The sequence below is a fragment of the Nocardia sp. NPDC052254 genome, assembly GCF_040679495.1.
GTDB lineage: Bacteria > Actinomycetota > Actinomycetes > Mycobacteriales > Mycobacteriaceae > Nocardia.
The window spans coordinates 668377-683925 of record NZ_JBFAUW010000003.1; the positions used below are offsets into that span (position 1 = coordinate 668377).

Consider the following 15549-nt stretch of genomic DNA (forward strand, 5'->3'; position numbering starts at 1 on the left):
GCATGGGTGGGGCGCTGCGTGGTCCTGCTCCGCTGCCGCCTTCGAGCCTGACCGCTCATGCCAGCACCACCCCGGCATGGGTGGCGCAGCACGCGCTGATCGAGCCCAGCAGACCGGCGCGGTAGCCGGACAGGGTGGTCGCCAGGTCGGCCGCGGAGTGCTGGGATTCGGTGAGCCGGGTCCGGATGGCGGCGAGGTCCGGCGGGGGTGTGGGCGCGACGGGTTCGGCGACCGGCGGCGTCGCGGACCTGGGCTTGGTGCCGTCACCGTATACGCCGGTGGCCCGGTCGATTTCGGTGCGCAGGGCCGCGGCGTGCTCGGTGCGCTGCGCGGCCACGGTGTTCAGTGCGGCAGTGTGCTCGGGCGCCGCGGCGATGGCGGCCTTCGCCCAGACCGCGTCGGTGCGCGCCGAGACCTCCTGGGTGACCAGGACATCCGGTGCGGGCGGGGTCTTGTCCGCGCACGCCGTGGCAGCGCCCAGGGCGACCAGCGCCAGTGCACCGCCTCCGGCCGAGCGTAGGACCGAACGACGGTCGGGACGGGGGGATACGGGCCGATCCGGCGGCGCCGGAATCACATCGAGACGGCTGGGCACGGCCTCCATCGTGCCAGTGCCCACCCGGCACCCGCGCGCCCAGCCCGGCCGACACGCGGCCATCCGAGGGCCGGGCGACGCCACCGGATCGGGCTCGGCCGGGCGGGTGACGGGAATGCGCTGGTGGGCGAGTGAGCCCGCCCGCGGATCGGTCCACGCACGCGCGGACCCCACCCGGGCCGACGCGACCGGGTTGGCTGGTCCTTTACACTCTTCCAGCGCGTTAGGCTGGACCTCCCACGGAACTGTTCGCGGGATATGCGCGCCGACCATACCGGACCAGGACCGATACCGCGTCACAACTGAACCAGGAGCCGCCCCACATGCCGATGCCGACCGAGGAAAGGGTGAGCCAGCTCGTTGCTGGGCTCATCGCACGCCGGGGACTAGATCTCGAAGGCGTGCGCATCACGGCTGCCGGCGGGCCGAATACACGAGTCACGGTCACCGTCGACGGTGACGAGACGGTCGACATGGACACGATCGCGGAATTGAGCTCGGAGGTCTCGGCGGCTCTGGACGACGCCGGTGACTTCGGTGAAACCCCCTACCTGCTCGAGATCACCACACCGGGCGTGGAACGCCCGCTCGTCGAACCGCGGCACTGGCGTCGCGCCCGCGGCCGCAAGGTCCGGATCCGGCTGAACGCGGGTGCTCCGGCACCGGACGGCACATCCGAATTCGACGCCCGGGTGGGCGCCGCGACCGATACCGAGGTGGCCCTGGTGCTCGGCGGCAAGCGCGCCCCGCATCGGGTCACCGTGGCGCTGGCCGATATCGGCTCCGCGGTCGTGCAGGTGGAATTCTCTCGGCCCGGTGTGGCCGAGATGGACCTGGCCGGCGGGGTCGCCGCGGGCCGGCCCGAGCCCGGTGCCGCCGACGATGCGGTGGATGTGGCCGAAACAGTCCAGGGAGAACATCGTCCAGTAGTTGCGCCGACCGAAGGGATCGTGGAATGAACATCGAAATCGAAGCCCTGCGTGCGATCGTCGCCGATAAGGGAATCTCGATGGAGACAGTGCTCTCCGCGATCGAGTCGGCTCTGCTGACCGCCTATCGGCACACCGAGGGCCATGAGCCCAACGCACGCATCGACATCAATCAGAAGACCGGCGTGGTGCGCGTGATGGCCACCGAGACCGATGCCGACGGCAATGTCATCTCCGAATGGGACGACACCCCTGAAGGTTTCGGCCGCATCGCCGCCACCACCGCCCGCCAGGTGGTGCTGCAACGGCTGCGCGATGCCGAGAACGAGAAATCCTTCGGTGAGTTCTCGACGCACGAAGGCGATATCGTCGGCGGCGTCGTGCAGCGTGATGCCCGCATGAACGCGCGCGGCACGGTGGTGGTCCGGATCGGTAGCGAGGCGAACGGCGCCGAAGGTTTGATTCCGTCCGCCGAGCAGGTCCCGGGCGAGTCCTACGAGCACGGCGACCGCATCAAGTGCTACGTCTACGGTGTCTCGCGTGGTTCTCGCGGCCCGCAGATCACCCTGTCGCGGACGCATCCGAATCTGGTGCGGCGGCTGTTCGCCCTCGAGGTCCCCGAGATCGCCGACGGTTCGGTGGAGATCGTGGCGGTGGCCCGCGAGGCCGGCCATCGCTCCAAGATCGCCGTCCGCTCCACGGTGCCCGGCGTCAACGCCAAGGGCGCGTGTATCGGCCCGATGGGCCAGCGCGTGCGCAATGTGATGAGCGAGCTGGCGGGGGAGAAGATCGACATCATCGACTGGGCCGAGGATCCGGCCGCCTTCGTCGGGAATGCGCTGAGCCCGTCCAAGGTTGTGTCGGTGACGATCGTCGACCCGGAGGCTCGTGCCGCCCGGGTCGTGGTCCCCGATTTCCAGCTGTCGCTGGCGATCGGCAAGGAAGGCCAGAATGCTCGGCTCGCCGCACGATTGACCGGCTGGCGCATCGATATCCGGTCGGACGCCGCCCCCGACGTGGCCGGATCACCGCGCCCGCAGGCTCAGCACGGGTAGGTCGCGGCCGCGCGAGCGCGACGGAGTCAGGGGCAACGAGGGGCTGGATGCGGAGATCGGGACATGGCAGCGGTACAGTGGACACAGGCTCAGCGCGAGTCTTCGGTATCCGCACCATCTGCTCAGGTCGGAACTCGGGTCACCCCCCGATCTCCCGGTCCGGTGCGTACGTGTGTCGGATGCCGGAAACGCGAGCTGGCCGCCGATCTGTTGCGAGTCGTGGCACAATCGCCCGGCAGTGACCCCATTGGGGACACCGTCGTCGCGATCGTTCCCGATCCGCGGCACAGACTTCCCGGAAGGGGTGCCTGGTTGCACCCCGTTTCGTCTTGTCTGAGCATGGCAGAGCGGCGCCGAGCGTTCGGCAGAGCGCTACGAGTGTCCGGAAAACTGGATATCTCAGCCCTGGAGCACTACGTCGAGAACAGGCACGAGCACTCATGAGCACACCGTGAAGTACCAACGATGAACGGCCATCGAAGATAACCCGAGGTCGTGCGGGCTTCCTGACCCCTGATCGGGGAACGAGGGACTGCCACGCTCGACCTCTCAGTGAGGAGAGCAGTGGCAGGCAAGGCCCGCGTGCACGAGTTGGCAAAAGAACTCGGTGTCACGAGCAAAGAACTACTCGCAACGCTCAAGGAGCAGGGCGAGTTCGTGAAGTCGGCGTCATCGACGGTGGAGGCACCCGTCGCACGCCGGCTCCGGGAGTCGTTCGCGACGAAATCGTCCGCCCCGGCCAACGGCTCCGCGAAGACATCCGCGAAACCCGGTCCCGCCCAGGCGCGTCCGGCCGCGAAACCATCCTCCGGCGCAACTCCGGGACCGCGTCCCGGCCCGCGTCCGGCTCCGGCCGCGGCACAGGCCGATTCGGCGCCCGCCGCCCCGGCCCCGGCCGCCCGCCCCGATGCGGTGAAGCCCGGACCGGCCGTCAAGCCGGGCCCGAAGCCCGCCGCGCAGCCCGCGGCACCGGCGGCATCGACCGGCTCGGCTCAGGCGCCGCAGACCGGTTCGTCCCAGGCGCCGCAGACCGGCTCGCGTCCCACGCCGGGCGGTCCGCGTCCCGGCCAGGGCCGGAACACCCCCGGCGGTCAGCAGGGCGCTCCGCGTCCGGCCGCTCCGGGCCCCAAGCCCGGTCCGAAGCCGCCGCGCGTCGGTAACAACCCCTTCTCCTCGGCTCCCGAGCGGCCCGCGCCGCGGCCGTCTTCCGGCGGCGCGCGTCCGGCGCCGGGGCCGCGCCCCGGTCCGGGGCAGAACGCGCCTCGTCCGGGTCAGGGCGGAGCTCGCCCCACTCCGGGTGGTGCGCCTCGTCCCGCAGCAGGTCAGGGCGGTCCTCGCCCCGGCGGCCCGCGGCCGTCTCCCGGCTCGATGCCGCCCCGGCCGAACCCGGGTGCCATGCCGGCTCGCGCGGCCCGTCCGGGTCCCGCGGCAGGTCGTCCGGGTCGTCCCGGCGGTGGCGCCGGTGGCGGGCGTCCCGGTGGCGGTGGCGGCGGTAACTACCGCGGTGGCGGCGGTGCCGGTGGTGGCGGCGGTACGGGTGCACCCGCGGCCGGTGGCTTCCGGGGTCGTCCCGGTGGTGGCGGTCGTCCCGGTGGTGGCGGCGGTCGCGGCGGTGCCGCGGGTGCCTTCGGCCGTCCCGGTGGTGCGCCCCGCAAGGGCCGCAAGTCGAAGCGGGCGAAACGCGCCGAATACGAGAACATGCAGGCACCGTCGGTCGGCGGTGTGCGGCTGCCCCGCGGCAACGGCGAGATCATCCGCCTCGCCCGTGGCGCCTCGCTGTCGGACTTCGCCGAGAAGATCAACGCCAACCCGGCCTCGCTGGTGCAGGTGTTGTTCAACCTCGGTGAGATGGTCACCGCTACCCAGTCTGTGAACGACGAGATCTTCGAGCTGCTCGGCGGCGAGATGAACTACGTCGTGCACGTGGTCTCGCCCGAGGACGAGGACCGCGAGCTGCTGGAGAGCTTCGACCTCACCTACGGCGAGGACGAGGGCAACGAGGACGACCTGCAGGTCCGTCCGCCGGTGGTGACCGTCATGGGTCACGTCGACCACGGTAAGACCCGACTGCTGGACACCATCCGCAAGACCAACGTCCGCGAGGGCGAGGCCGGCGGTATCACCCAGCACATCGGTGCCTACCAGGTGCTCACCAACGTCAACGACGAAGAGCGGCTGATCACCTTCATCGACACCCCGGGTCACGAGGCGTTCACCGCCATGCGTGCCCGTGGTGCGAAGTCCACCGACATCGCGGTGCTGGTGGTCGCGGCCGACGACGGCGTGATGCCGCAGACGGTGGAGGCCATCAACCACGCGCAGGCCGCGGACGTGCCGATCGTGGTGGCGGTCAACAAGATCGACAAGGAAGGCGCGAACCCGGAGAAGATCCGGCAGCAGCTGACCGAGTACAACCTGGTGGCCGAGGAGTACGGCGGCGAGACCATGTTCGTCGACATCTCCGCGCGTCAGGGCATCAATATCCAGGGTCTGCTCGAGGCGGTCGTGCTGACCGCGGACGCGGCGCTGGATCTGCGGGCCAACCCGGACATGGACGCCCAGGGTGTCGCCATCGAGGCGCACCTCGACCGCGGTCGTGGTCCGGTGGCCACCGTGCTGGTGCAGCGCGGTACCTTGCGCGTCGGTGACTCGATCGTGGCGGGTGACGCCTACGGTCGCGTCCGCCGCATGGTCGACGAGCACGGCGAAGATGTCGATGCCGCCCTGCCGTCGCGGCCGGTGCAGGTCATCGGTTTCACCTCGGTGCCGGGCGCGGGTGACAACCTGCTCGTCGTCGAGGAGGACCGCATCGCCCGCCAGATCGCCGACCGGCGCAATGCGCGCAAGCGCAACGCTCTGGCCGCGCGCAGCCGCAAGCGGATCAGCCTGGAAGATCTGGATGCCGCTCTGAAGGAGACCTCGGAGCTCAACCTGATCCTCAAGGGCGACAACTCCGGTACGGTCGAGGCCCTGGAAGAGGCGCTGCTCGGTATCGAGATCAGCGACGAGGTCCGGCTGCGGGTCATCGACCGCGGTGTCGGTGGTGTCACCGAGACCAACGTCAACCTGGCCTCGGCGTCGAACGCGATCATCATCGGGTTCAACGTCCGTGCCGAGGGCAAGGCCACCGAGCTCGCCAACCGCGAGGGTGTGGACATCCGCTACTACTCGGTGATCTACCAGGCGATCGACGAGATCGAGAAGGCCCTCAAGGGCATGCTCAAGCCGATCTACGAAGAGGCCGAACTGGGTCGCGCCGAGATCCGCGCGGTGTTCCGCTCCTCGAAGTTCGGCAACATCGCCGGCTGCATGATCACCTCCGGGTCGGTCAAGCGCAACGCCAAGGCCCGTCTGCTTCGCGACAGCGTGGTGATCGCCGATACGACGATCCAGTCGCTGCGTCGTGAGAAGGACGATGTCACCGAGGCTCGCGAGGGCTTCGAGTGCGGTATGACGTTGGGCTACAACGACATCAAGGAAGGCGACATCATCGAGGCATACGAGCTTCGGGAGAAGCCGCGCGACTGAGTCGTCCACAGCGAGCGAACGTCACGTTCGGTGCCAGGTGCCCGGACGTGACGTTCGCTTCGGTGGGTGCGATGTCGCGAGAATCGAAGAGGTGAGCCATTGTTCGTCGGAGCATTGGAATTCGACATCCTGCTCGGCGATGTGCATTCGTTGAAACAGAAACGCTCGGTGATTCGTCCGGTGCTGGCCGAACTGCAACGGTTCGGGATCAGCGCGGCCGAAGCCGGGGATCATGACCAACACCGCCGCACCCAGCTGGGCGTCGCCATGGTCAGCGCCGAGATGGGACATCTCACAGAGGTGCTGGACAAGTGTGAACGCCACGTCGCGGCCCGTCCGGAGTTACAGTTGCTGGCAGTACGCCGCCGCATCTTCGGACCCGAAGACTGAATGACCAGTGGAAAGTGAGGAGGGCCCGCCATGGTGGATCAGGCCAGGGCACGCCGACTCGCGAAGCGGATCGTCTCCATCGTCGGTACGGCGATCGAATACGAGATCAAGGATCCGCGGCTGCGTTTCGTCACCGTCACCGATGCGAAGGTGACCGGTGATCTGCGGGAGGCGACCGTCTATTACACGGTGATGGGTGAAACCATCTCCGCCGAACCGGATTTCGCGGGCGCCGCGGCCGGACTGGAGAAGGCCAAGGGTGTGCTGCGGTCCAAGGTGGGCGCCGCCACCGGGATCAAGTTCACGCCGTCGCTGAGCTTCGTGCTCGATACCGTGCCGGATGCCGCGCGCGAGATGGAGCAGTTGCTGGCACAGGCGCGCGCCTCCGACGAGCGGGTCGCGCAGGTCGCGGCGAACGCCACCCACGCGGGTGACGCCGACCCCTACAAACCCGAGACCGACGAGGAAGACTGACCGCTACGGCGGTCGATGCGGCGGATCGGCCGGGGTGACCCGGTCCGGTCCCCGGAGAATCGAGCCTGGAAATGACAGCTGTGACGTCGACGGCGGACCCGGCCGCGGCCGTCGAGGTTTTGGCGGCCGCCCGTTCGGTGACCGTGTTGTGCCACGTGCAGCCGGACGCGGATACCGTCGGCAGCGGGCTGGCGCTGGCGCAGGTCCTGCACCGACGCGGCGTCCCCGTGCAGGTGTCGTTCGCGGAACCGAGTGAACTGCCGGTATCGATGCGATCGTTACCGGGCGCCGAACATCTGGTGCCGCCGGATCGGGTGGCCGCACAGGTGGATCTGCTGGTGACCGTGGACTGTGGGAGTGCCGGCCGGCTGGGCACGCTCGCCGACCGGATCGACGGTGCCGCAACGACTCTGGTGATCGACCACCATCGCTCCAATACCTGTTTCGGCACGCTCAACCTGATCGACGCCACCGCGGAATCGACGACCAGTGTGCTGGCCCGTGTCTTCGATGCCTGGGGGGAGGAGATCGATCGCGATATCGCGCACTGCCTGTATGCGGGCCTGGTGACCGATACCGGCTGTTTCCGCTGGGGCGGTCCCGGCACGCACCTGCTGGCCGATCGTTTGCTGGCCACCGGGATCGACGGCGCCGGAATCACTCGCACGCTGATGGACACGCATCCGTTCGGCTGGTTGTCGATGCTCTCGCGGGTACTCGGCTCGGCCCGGCTGGAACCGGAGGCCGCCGGTGGTGCCGGGCTGGTGTACGCGTTCGTCCGGGCCGACGACGCCGGTGCGGTGCGTTCGGAAGAGGTGGAGAGCGTCATCGACGTCGTCCGCACCACGGCCGAGGCGGACGTGGCCGCGGTATTCAAACAATCGCGCCGCGAATCCGATCGCTGGATGGTGTCGCTGCGTTCTCGCGACAGCGGAGTCGGGACCGGTGATGCGGTGGACGTGGCCGCGGTCGCGACCAGGCTCGGCGGCGGCGGACATCGCTATGCGGCCGGATATACGACCGACGGCGCCGCCGAGGAGCTCGTGGCGGCACTGATCGAGGTACTCGACGGCTCGCACTAGGTCGGCACTCGGCGGATGCGGTACCGGCAGCGACAGGGGATGGTGTGAGTACCACCGAGGACGAGGTCGCGGGTGGCCGAGTGGATCCCGCGACGGCCGGTCCCCGGCGGATTCTCGGCATCGCCGTGCCGACCCTGGGTGTGCTGGTCGCCGAGCCGGTGTATCTGCTGTTCGATATGGCCGTCGTCGGACGACTGGGTGCGCTGGCACTGGCCGGGCTGGCGGTCGGCGGCCTGATCCTCGGGCAGGTGAGCACCCAGCTGACCTTCCTCAGTTACGGCACCACCGCGCGGGCCTCGCGCCGGCACGGCGCGGGTGACGAACCGGGTGCGGTGGCCGAGGGAGTGCAGGCGAGCTGGCTCGCGCTGGCCGCCGGGTCGCTGATCGTCGTGGTGCTTCAGGTGTGCGCGCGGCCCATCGTGGATGTGATCGCCGGCGGTCACGATATCGCCGGTGCGGCATTGGGATGGTTGCGGATCGCGCTGTTCGGCGTCCCGTTGATCCTGCTCACCATGGCCGGTAACGGCTGGCTGCGTGGTGTTCAGCAGACCCGCAGACCGCTGGTGTACGTGCTTGCGGGACTGGTGGTTTCGGCGGTGCTGTGCCCACTGCTGGTGCACGGGCTGCTGGGTTCGCCGCGGCTGGAACTGGCGGGGTCGGCGGTGGCCAATCTCACCGGGCAGGTCGTCTCGGGCGCGCTGTTCGTCGGCGCCCTGGTGCGCCAACGGGTTTCGCTGCGCCCGCGGCCGGCGGTGATGCGTGCGCAGCTGGTGCTGGGCCGGGATCTGATCGTGCGCAGTCTTGCCTTCCAGGCGTGTTTCGTCTCCGCGGGAGCGGTGGCCGCGCGGTTCGGCGCCGCGTCGGTGGCCGCGCATCAACTGGTGCTGCAGTTGTGGAATTTCCTGTCGCTGACCTTGGATTCGCTGGCGATCGCCGCGCAGACGCTCACCGGTGCGGCGCTGGGGGCCGGTGACGCATCCGGTGCGCGCGGGCTGGCCCGCCGGATCACGCTGTGGTCCACGGCCTTCGCGGTGCTGCTGGCACTGATCTTCGCTGCCGGTCACCAGGTGATTCCGCAGTTGTTCACCGATGATCCGGCTGTACTCGATCGCGTACAGGTGATCTGGTGGTTCTTCGTCGCACTCATCCCCGCCGCCGGAGTGGTCTTCGCTCTCGACGGCGTGTTGCTCGGCGCGGGCGATGCGTCCTACCTGCGTAACACAACCATGGCGGCGGCACTGGTGGGGTTCCTGCCGGCGATCTGGCTGGCGCTGAGTTTCGACTGGGGGATCGCGGGGATCTGGTCCGGGCTCGGCGCGTTCATCCTGCTGCGGCTGCTCGCGGTCGGTGCACGCGCGTGGTCGGGGAACTGGGCCCGGGTCGGCTCGGAAATACCCCGGTCGTCCCAGAGACAACCGTGAGTGACACGTGCGCAGCTGCTCGCGGTGCCGATCGGGTGCGGGTATCCCGCGAATTGCAGCGGCACGGCGCGTGACCGATGCGGCGCCGATCGGGTGCGGGGGCCGGCCGAAATACCGCCCGGACAGGGGCGGGTGTGCTCGCCCGGGCAAGATCGGGCATGGTGGAACCGTGATTCCGAAGTTGATGGCGGTGAGCGATATCCATGTCGGTCATCAGGGGAACAAGCCGGTCGTCGAGCAGATCCGGCCGGATTCACCCGAGGACTGGCTGATCGTGGCCGGTGACGTGGGTGAGAAGTCCGACGACATCCGGTGGGCGCTGCGGACGCTGCGCGAGCGGTTCGCCAAGGTCATCTGGGTTCCCGGTAATCACGAACTGTGGACCACCGCCAAGGATCCGGTGCAGATCAAGGGCGCCCCACGCTACGACTATCTGGTGTCGCTGTGCCGCGATCTCGATGTGCTGACCCCGGAAGATCCCTTCCCGGTCTGGACGGGCGCGGGCGCCGAACAGCATGGGGGCGCGGTGACCATCGCGCCGATGTTCGTGCTCTACGACTACTCCTGGATGCCCGAGGGCACCCACACCAAGGCCGAGGCACTGTCGGTCGCCCGCGACCGGAACGTGGTCGCCACCGATGAATTCCTGCTGGCCAGTGACCCCTATCTGACCCGCGACGCCTGGTGCCGGGCGCGGGTGCAGTACAGCGAACGCCGCCTGGACGCACTCGAGCCGGGCACCCCCGTGGTCCTGGTCAACCATTTCCCGACCGTGCGTGAACCCACCAGGATGCTGTTCTACCCGGAGTTCTCGCTGTGGTGCGGTACCGACCAGACCGCCGAATGGCATCTGCGCTACAACGTGATCTGCGAGGTCTACGGCCACCTGCACATTCCGCGCACCACCTTCTACGAGGGCGTTCGCTTCGAGGAGGTCTCACTGGGCTATCCGCGGGAGTGGCAACGCCGTGGCCTGCCCGACAAACTGCTGCGCCAGATCCTGCCGGCCCCCGAGTACGGCCCCGGTGATCTGAACGAGTGGGGTGGCCACTTCAAGGTCACTCCGGAGATGAAGGCCGCTGCCGAGGAGATGCGCCGCCTCGCCGATCGCCGCCGCGGCGTGCTCTGACCGCCGGTGCGCCGACGGCACCGGCGCACCGCGGCGGCCGCCCCGATACTCCGCGACCGCTAGGCTCGTGGCGCAGGCAGGCTCGACTCAGGAGGCGGTCATCGAGGAACAGGCGGACGCGCGCGTCATCGGCAGTATTCTGCCCGCGGGCGTGGCGGCGGCGGAGCTGTTGCGGTATCCGGAGAACCTGAAACCGCATCCCGGCGAAGAACATCTGATCGAGAAGTCGGTGGAGAAGCGGCGGCGCGATTTCATCGGTGCGCGGCACTGTGCCCGGCTGGCTCTGGCCGAACTCGGGGAGCCGCAGGTCGCGATCGGTAAGGGGGAGCGCGGGATGCCGGTGTTCCCGCGCGGGGTCGTCGGCAGTCTCACCCACTGCGACGGGTACCGGGCCGCGGTGCTGGCGCATCGGCTGCGCTGGCGTTCGATCGGCATCGACGCCGAACCGCACGACACCCTGCCCGATGGCGTGCTGGACTCGGTGAGCCTGCCCGCCGAACGGGACTGGCTGCGCGGTGCGATCCCGGCGACCGGACTGCATCTGGACCGGCTGCTCTTCTGCGCGAAGGAGGCCACCTACAAGGCATGGTTCCCGTTGACGTTGCGCTGGCTGGGATTCGAGGACGCGCACATCACCTTCACCATCGACGACACCGGCACCGCAGGCACCTTCCACAGCGCGCTGCTGGTGCCCGGGCAGGCGAATGACGGTGGTGCGCCGCTGACCTCCTTCGACGGCCGCTGGACGGTCGCCGAGGGTCTGATCCTGACCGCGATCGTGGCCGGCTGATGCCCGAGCACACACCGGTGGTCGATGCGCTGGGCGGTCTGCTGGTCGTCGACAAGGACGGTGGCCAGACCAGCCACGACGTCGTCGCGAAATGCCGGAAGATCCTGCGCACCAGAAAGATCGGCCACGCCGGAACCCTGGATCCGATGGCCACCGGGGTACTGGTGCTCGGGGTGGAACGCGCCACCAAACTGCTCGGCCTGCTGAGCCTGACCACCAAGTCCTACACGGCCACCGTCCGGCTGGGCCAGGCGACGGTCACCGACGACGCCGAGGGGGAGGTTCTGGCGACCATCCCCGCCGCTCAGGTCGCCGACGCCGACATCGCCTCCGCCGTCGCCGATTCGACCGGCGACATCCAGCAGATCCCGTCGACGGTGAGCGCCATCAAGGTCGACGGTGAGCGCGCCTACGCCCGCGCGCGAGCCGGGGAGCAGGTGGAGTTGGCGGCCCGGCCGGTGACGGTGAGCCGGTTCGATGTGCTGCGGCGACGCGATATCGATATCGGCACAACCACATTCGTCGACCTCGATGTGGAGGTCGACTGTTCGTCCGGGACCTATATTCGCGCGCTGGCCCGTGATCTCGGCGCCGCGCTGGGTGTCGGCGGGCATCTGACGGCGCTGCGCCGCACCCGGGTCGGGCCGTTCGCCCTCGACCACGCCCGTACGCTGGACGGGCTCGCCGCCGATCCGGGCCTGAATCTCGATATCGATTCCGCTGTGCGCCTTGCCTTCCCCCAGCGCGAGATCGATGCCGAGCAGGCCGAATCGCTGCGGGACGGCCGCTGGCTCGATCCTGTCGGCATCCGTGGTGTGTACTCGGCCACGACCACCGACGGCCGGGCGATCGCACTGTTGGAGGAGAAGGGGAAGCGGGCCGCACCGGTATTCGTGGTGCGTCCGCGCGGACTCATCGACTGAGCCGGGTCTACGCGCCGGGTTCGCCGATCTGCGGCCGGAGCCGCTCGACGGCATCGTGCATGTGCCCGACCAGAAGTTCACGCGCGTGCTCGGGTGGGCCGGCCGCGATGGCCTCGCGCAGCGCCACGTGTTCGCGGACCTGCTCGCCGAGATCGGTGTAGGTGGTCTGCAACGCGCCCAGGCACATCCGCGTCTCGATCAGCAGAGTCTGGGCGGCACGGACCAGACGGGGGCTGTCGGCGCTGGCGACGAGTGCCTGGTGGAAGGCGTGGTCGGCCTCGGTGACGCCGTGGGCGTCGCCGCGCTCGGCACACGCCGCCATCTCCGCGGTACTGGGTTCCAGTGCGGCATGGGCGATGTCGCGGCGCCCGTCCAGGATGAGATTCACCGCACCGCCCTCGAGTGCGGTGCGGGCCCGATAGATGTCGACCACATCCTCGAGGCTGAGTTCGATGACGAAGATGCCGCGATGGCGCACGCTGCGCAGCAGGCCCTCCGAGACCAGGCGCTGCATCGCTTCGCGGACCGGTCCGCGCGACACATCGAATTGGGTCGCCAGATCGGCCTCCACCAGCTGGCTTCCGGGCGCGAGGGTGCCGTCGACGATGGCCGCGCGCAGCCGGTCTGCGATCATCTCCGCCGTCGACTGCCGATTCACGGGTTCGAACTCAATCACCGACATGAATCGGCCTTTCCGAAAATAGCGTTCCGAGCCGTGGTCCGGACGGCGGTGCGACGGCACGCAGGCCGGCCGTTCGCATACCGTGCCAGATGGTGACCTGGTTCGCGGTGAGTACAGGCTTGCCGAGCGCCGATTCCAGCGCCGGAAGCACCCTCATCGTATGCATGGCGGTGTCGGGAATCAGCAGCGCCTCGGCATCGGGGTGGTCGTTGGCGGCGGCCAGTTCGAGGACCTGTTGCGGGGTCAGCGTGCCCACCTCGGCGGCCGTATCGATACCGGCGCTGGACATCGACACCACCCGGATGTCGGCGGCGGCGAGGAAGTCCACGAACAGTGCCGCGACCTCGTCGGGGTAGCTGGCACATATCGCGACGTCGCGGACCCCCAGGGCCCGCACGGCGTCGACGAAAGCGAAACTGGTGCTCGAGGCGGGTACCCCGGCGGCTTCCGCGAGCCGTTCCACCTGCTCGTGCGCGCCGTGCGGGCCGTAGACGAAACTCCCCGACGTGCAGGCCCAGATCACCGCCTGGGGGTGGTACGGCGCGAGCAACTCGGCGCCGTGGCGCAGTTTCTCCGGGCTGCCCAGATCGAGCAGCTCGGGCACCGCGTGCAGATCGGTCCCGTAGATGTGGACGACCCGCAGATCGACATCGAGTTGTGCTGCGGCCCAAGGATAGTCGTCCTCGGCGGCATGGTCGGGGTAGATGAAACCGATGGTGTGTTCCACAGCGCCTCCTAGAAAACGTTCCGCAGCCATTTGCCGGGGCCCATCATGGGCAGTTTCATTCGTCCCAGACAGGCCCACATGGTGAGCTGATTGGCGGTCAGCACCGGCTTGCCGAGGTACTGTTCGAGCGGTTCGATCAGGTCGTAGGTGGGTAGATTGGTGCAGCTCACGAAGATGGCCTCGGCCTCCGGGTCGTCGGCGGCGATGATGCGCTCGGCGATCGTGCGGTAGCCGACCTTCCAGATCCCGCCGCCGAGCCCCAGATGGTCCGAACGCAGCACCTCACACCCGGCTTCCCCCAGGAATTCGTGCAGTTTGCCGGTGAGGATCTCGTCGTACGGCGTGATGACCGACAATCGCGACAGCTCCAATTTGCCGATCGCCTCGACCAGGGCGCCCGAGGTGGTCAACGCGTCGAGCGCACCGGCGCGGCGGATCGTCTCGCACAGTGACCGCTCGTAGGCCAGGCCTTTGATGAAACTGCCGGAACTACACAGATACGCGACCACCTCCGGCTCCACATGCGCCACGTTGCGAGTCGCCGCGGTGAGATGTGTTGCGTCGGAGACCAGTTCGGCCATCTCCAGGGAGACCGGGACCGGTTCATACGGTGTGCGAGCCAGGTGCAGGCTCACCTCCAGCGGCGCCCACCGCCATAACTCTCGTTCGAGTGCCAGGTCGAACGGCGCGATGATCCCGATGCCCCGCTGCGCGACTGGGCCGTCCAATTCGGGAAAATTCAGATCCACGAGGGTTCCTCTCGCGTGACGGCCGAGACTTCAGCCGAATATCCTCCGCGCACAATCGGATTGTTGACAAGCATACGATGAGTTTTTAGCCTGTCAATATGAACGCGGGCCCAGTTGTCACCGTCCTGCACGACGGCACCGAGCCCGACGCGCATCGCATGCGTCCGGTATCGGAGCGGGCTTGCGTGCGTTACGCCGACGGACCGGCACTGGGGGAGGCACTGCCGGGTTCCGACGTTCTGTTCGTCTACGACTTCCAGAGCACGGCCGTCCCCGGTGCGTGGCGGTACGCCGATCGGCTGCGCTGGGTGCATGTGGGGGCCACGGGTGTGGACGCGGTGATGTTCGACGCGCTGATCGACAGCGAGGTGGTTCTCACCAATACCCGCGGACTGTTCGACCGGCCCATCGCCGAGTACGTGCTGGCCCAGGTTCTCAACTTCGCCAAGGACGTGCCCGAATCGCTGCGGCTGCAACAGCGTCACATCTGGCAGCACCGCGAGTCCGAACGGATCGCCGGGGCCAGTGCCCTGGTGGTCGGCACCGGCTCGATCGGCCGCACCATCGCCCGCCTGCTGGGTGCCGTCGGTATGCGGGTGCGGGGCGTGGGACGCACCGCGCGCACCGATGATCCGGACTTCGGCACCGTGGCAACCGATCTGCATGCCGAACTGCCCGCGGCGGACTATGTGATCTGTGTGACTCCGCTGACCCCGCAGACCCGGCACATGTTCGATGCGAGTGCGTTCGCGGCGATGAAACCGCACGCGCGGTTTGTCAACGTGGGCCGTGGGGAATCCGTCGTTACCGACGATCTCGTCGCCGCCTTGCGTGACGGTGCGCTCGCGGGTGCCGCGCTGGATGTGGCCGACCCGGAACCGCTGCCTGCCGGACACCCGCTGTGGGATCTGCCGAATGTCGTTCTCACCCCGCACAACAGCGGCGATTTCCTCGGCTGGCGATCGGAGATCGTCACGGCGTTCGCGGACAACTTCGAGCGTTGGATCGCCGGCCGGGCGTTGGAGAATGTGGTCGACAAGAAGCTGGGCTACGTGCCCAGCTGAAGGGAGTCAGG

At 68.6% G+C, this 15549-nt stretch carries 16 protein-coding genes; 12 read left to right on the forward strand and 4 right to left on the reverse strand.

Going from position 1 to position 15549, the window contains the following annotated elements; translation table 11 throughout:
* Nucleotides 1-55: 55 nt before the first annotated feature.
* Nucleotides 56-595: a hypothetical protein gene (locus AB0L57_RS11750; protein WP_364960348.1), complete on the reverse strand. Its 540-nt coding sequence runs from the start codon at nt 593-595 to the stop codon at nt 56-58.
* Nucleotides 596-918: 323 nt separating this feature from the next.
* Between AB0L57_RS11750 and rimP the strand changes: the two genes are divergently transcribed.
* The 11 genes from rimP (at nt 919) to truB (ending at nt 12316) form a co-directional block, all read left to right on the forward strand.
* Nucleotides 919-1554 (forward strand): ribosome maturation factor RimP, encoded by a 636-nt coding sequence (rimP, locus tag AB0L57_RS11755; protein WP_364960350.1) that lies wholly within the window; start codon nt 919-921, stop codon nt 1552-1554.
* Entirely contained in the window at nt 1551-2579 is a 1029-nt protein-coding gene (nusA, locus tag AB0L57_RS11760) for a transcription termination factor NusA (RefSeq protein ID WP_364960351.1), read from the forward strand. The genes rimP and nusA overlap by 4 nt, the downstream gene beginning before the upstream one ends.
* Nucleotides 2580-2741: 162 nt before the next feature.
* Complete coding sequence (locus AB0L57_RS11765; RefSeq protein WP_364960594.1) at nt 2742-3023, forward strand: YlxR family protein; 282 nt, start codon at nt 2742-2744, stop codon at nt 3021-3023.
* Nucleotides 3024-3143: 120 nt separating this feature from the next.
* Entirely contained in the window at nt 3144-6107 is a 2964-nt protein-coding gene (infB, locus tag AB0L57_RS11770; protein WP_364960353.1) for a translation initiation factor IF-2, read from the forward strand.
* Nucleotides 6108-6206: 99 nt separating this feature from the next.
* Nucleotides 6207-6497, forward strand: a complete 291-nt coding sequence (locus AB0L57_RS11775; protein WP_025351647.1) for a DUF503 domain-containing protein — start codon at nt 6207-6209, stop codon at nt 6495-6497.
* A gap of 30 nt (nt 6498-6527) precedes the next feature.
* Nucleotides 6528-6971, forward strand: a complete 444-nt coding sequence (rbfA, locus tag AB0L57_RS11780) for a 30S ribosome-binding factor RbfA (RefSeq protein WP_364960356.1) — start codon at nt 6528-6530, stop codon at nt 6969-6971.
* A gap of 71 nt (nt 6972-7042) precedes the next feature.
* Entirely contained in the window at nt 7043-8053 is a 1011-nt protein-coding gene (locus tag AB0L57_RS11785) for a bifunctional oligoribonuclease/PAP phosphatase NrnA (RefSeq protein WP_364960358.1), read from the forward strand.
* 44 nt (nt 8054-8097) lie between these two features.
* On the forward strand, nt 8098-9474 hold the full coding sequence (locus AB0L57_RS11790; protein WP_364960360.1) for an MATE family efflux transporter: 1377 nt from the start codon (nt 8098-8100) through the stop codon (nt 9472-9474).
* Between the two features lie 169 nt (nt 9475-9643).
* A complete protein-coding gene (locus AB0L57_RS11795; RefSeq protein ID WP_364960362.1) occupies nt 9644-10603 on the forward strand; it encodes a metallophosphoesterase in 960 nt (319 codons plus the stop codon).
* Between the two features lie 67 nt (nt 10604-10670).
* Nucleotides 10671-11393: a 4'-phosphopantetheinyl transferase Npt gene (npt, locus tag AB0L57_RS11800; RefSeq protein WP_364960364.1), complete on the forward strand. Its 723-nt coding sequence runs from the start codon at nt 10671-10673 to the stop codon at nt 11391-11393.
* Nucleotides 11393-12316: a tRNA pseudouridine(55) synthase TruB gene (gene truB / locus AB0L57_RS11805; protein WP_364960366.1), complete on the forward strand. Its 924-nt coding sequence runs from the start codon at nt 11393-11395 to the stop codon at nt 12314-12316. Before npt ends, truB begins: the two co-directional genes overlap by 1 nt.
* 7 nt (nt 12317-12323) lie before the next feature.
* Here truB and AB0L57_RS11810 read toward each other — a convergent pair whose 3' ends face one another.
* Genes AB0L57_RS11810 through AB0L57_RS11820 form a run of 3 tightly spaced genes read right to left on the reverse strand, consistent with a single transcriptional unit; the run spans nt 12324 to nt 14474 of the window.
* Nucleotides 12324-12998, reverse strand: coding sequence for a GntR family transcriptional regulator (locus AB0L57_RS11810; RefSeq protein ID WP_364960368.1), 675 nt, complete (start codon nt 12996-12998; stop codon nt 12324-12326).
* Entirely contained in the window at nt 12985-13725 is a 741-nt protein-coding gene (locus tag AB0L57_RS11815; protein ID WP_364960370.1) for a maleate cis-trans isomerase, read from the reverse strand. Before AB0L57_RS11815 ends, AB0L57_RS11810 begins: the two co-directional genes overlap by 14 nt.
* An 8-nt stretch (nt 13726-13733) precedes the next feature.
* A complete protein-coding gene (locus AB0L57_RS11820) occupies nt 13734-14474 on the reverse strand; it encodes an Asp/Glu/hydantoin racemase (RefSeq protein WP_364960372.1) in 741 nt (246 codons plus the stop codon).
* Between the two features lie 98 nt (nt 14475-14572).
* On the opposite strand from AB0L57_RS11820, the gene AB0L57_RS11825 reads away from it, so the two are divergent.
* Nucleotides 14573-15538 carry a D-2-hydroxyacid dehydrogenase gene (locus AB0L57_RS11825; protein WP_364960374.1) on the forward strand — a complete coding sequence of 322 codons (966 nt, stop codon included), beginning with the start codon at nt 14573-14575 and terminating at the stop codon, nt 15536-15538.
* Nucleotides 15539-15549: the final 11 nt, after the last annotated feature.

Excerpts from the sequence above, each read along its gene's own strand:
- AB0L57_RS11810 (WP_364960368.1), bottom strand. The coding sequence starts at position 12,998 with ATGTCGGTGATTGAGTTCGAACCCGTGAATCGGCAGTCGACGGCGGAG.
- nusA (WP_364960351.1), top strand. The coding sequence starts at position 1,551 with ATGAACATCGAAATCGAAGCCCTGCGTGCGATCGTCGCCGATAAGGGA.
- rimP (WP_364960350.1), top strand. The coding sequence starts at position 919 with ATGCCGATGCCGACCGAGGAAAGGGTGAGCCAGCTCGTTGCTGGGCTC.
- truB (WP_364960366.1), top strand. The coding sequence starts at position 11,393 with ATGCCCGAGCACACACCGGTGGTCGATGCGCTGGGCGGTCTGCTGGTC.
- AB0L57_RS11785 (WP_364960358.1), top strand. The coding sequence starts at position 7,043 with ATGACAGCTGTGACGTCGACGGCGGACCCGGCCGCGGCCGTCGAGGTT.
- rbfA (WP_364960356.1), top strand. The coding sequence starts at position 6,528 with ATGGTGGATCAGGCCAGGGCACGCCGACTCGCGAAGCGGATCGTCTCC.
- AB0L57_RS11825 (WP_364960374.1), top strand. The coding sequence starts at position 14,573 with ATGAACGCGGGCCCAGTTGTCACCGTCCTGCACGACGGCACCGAGCCC.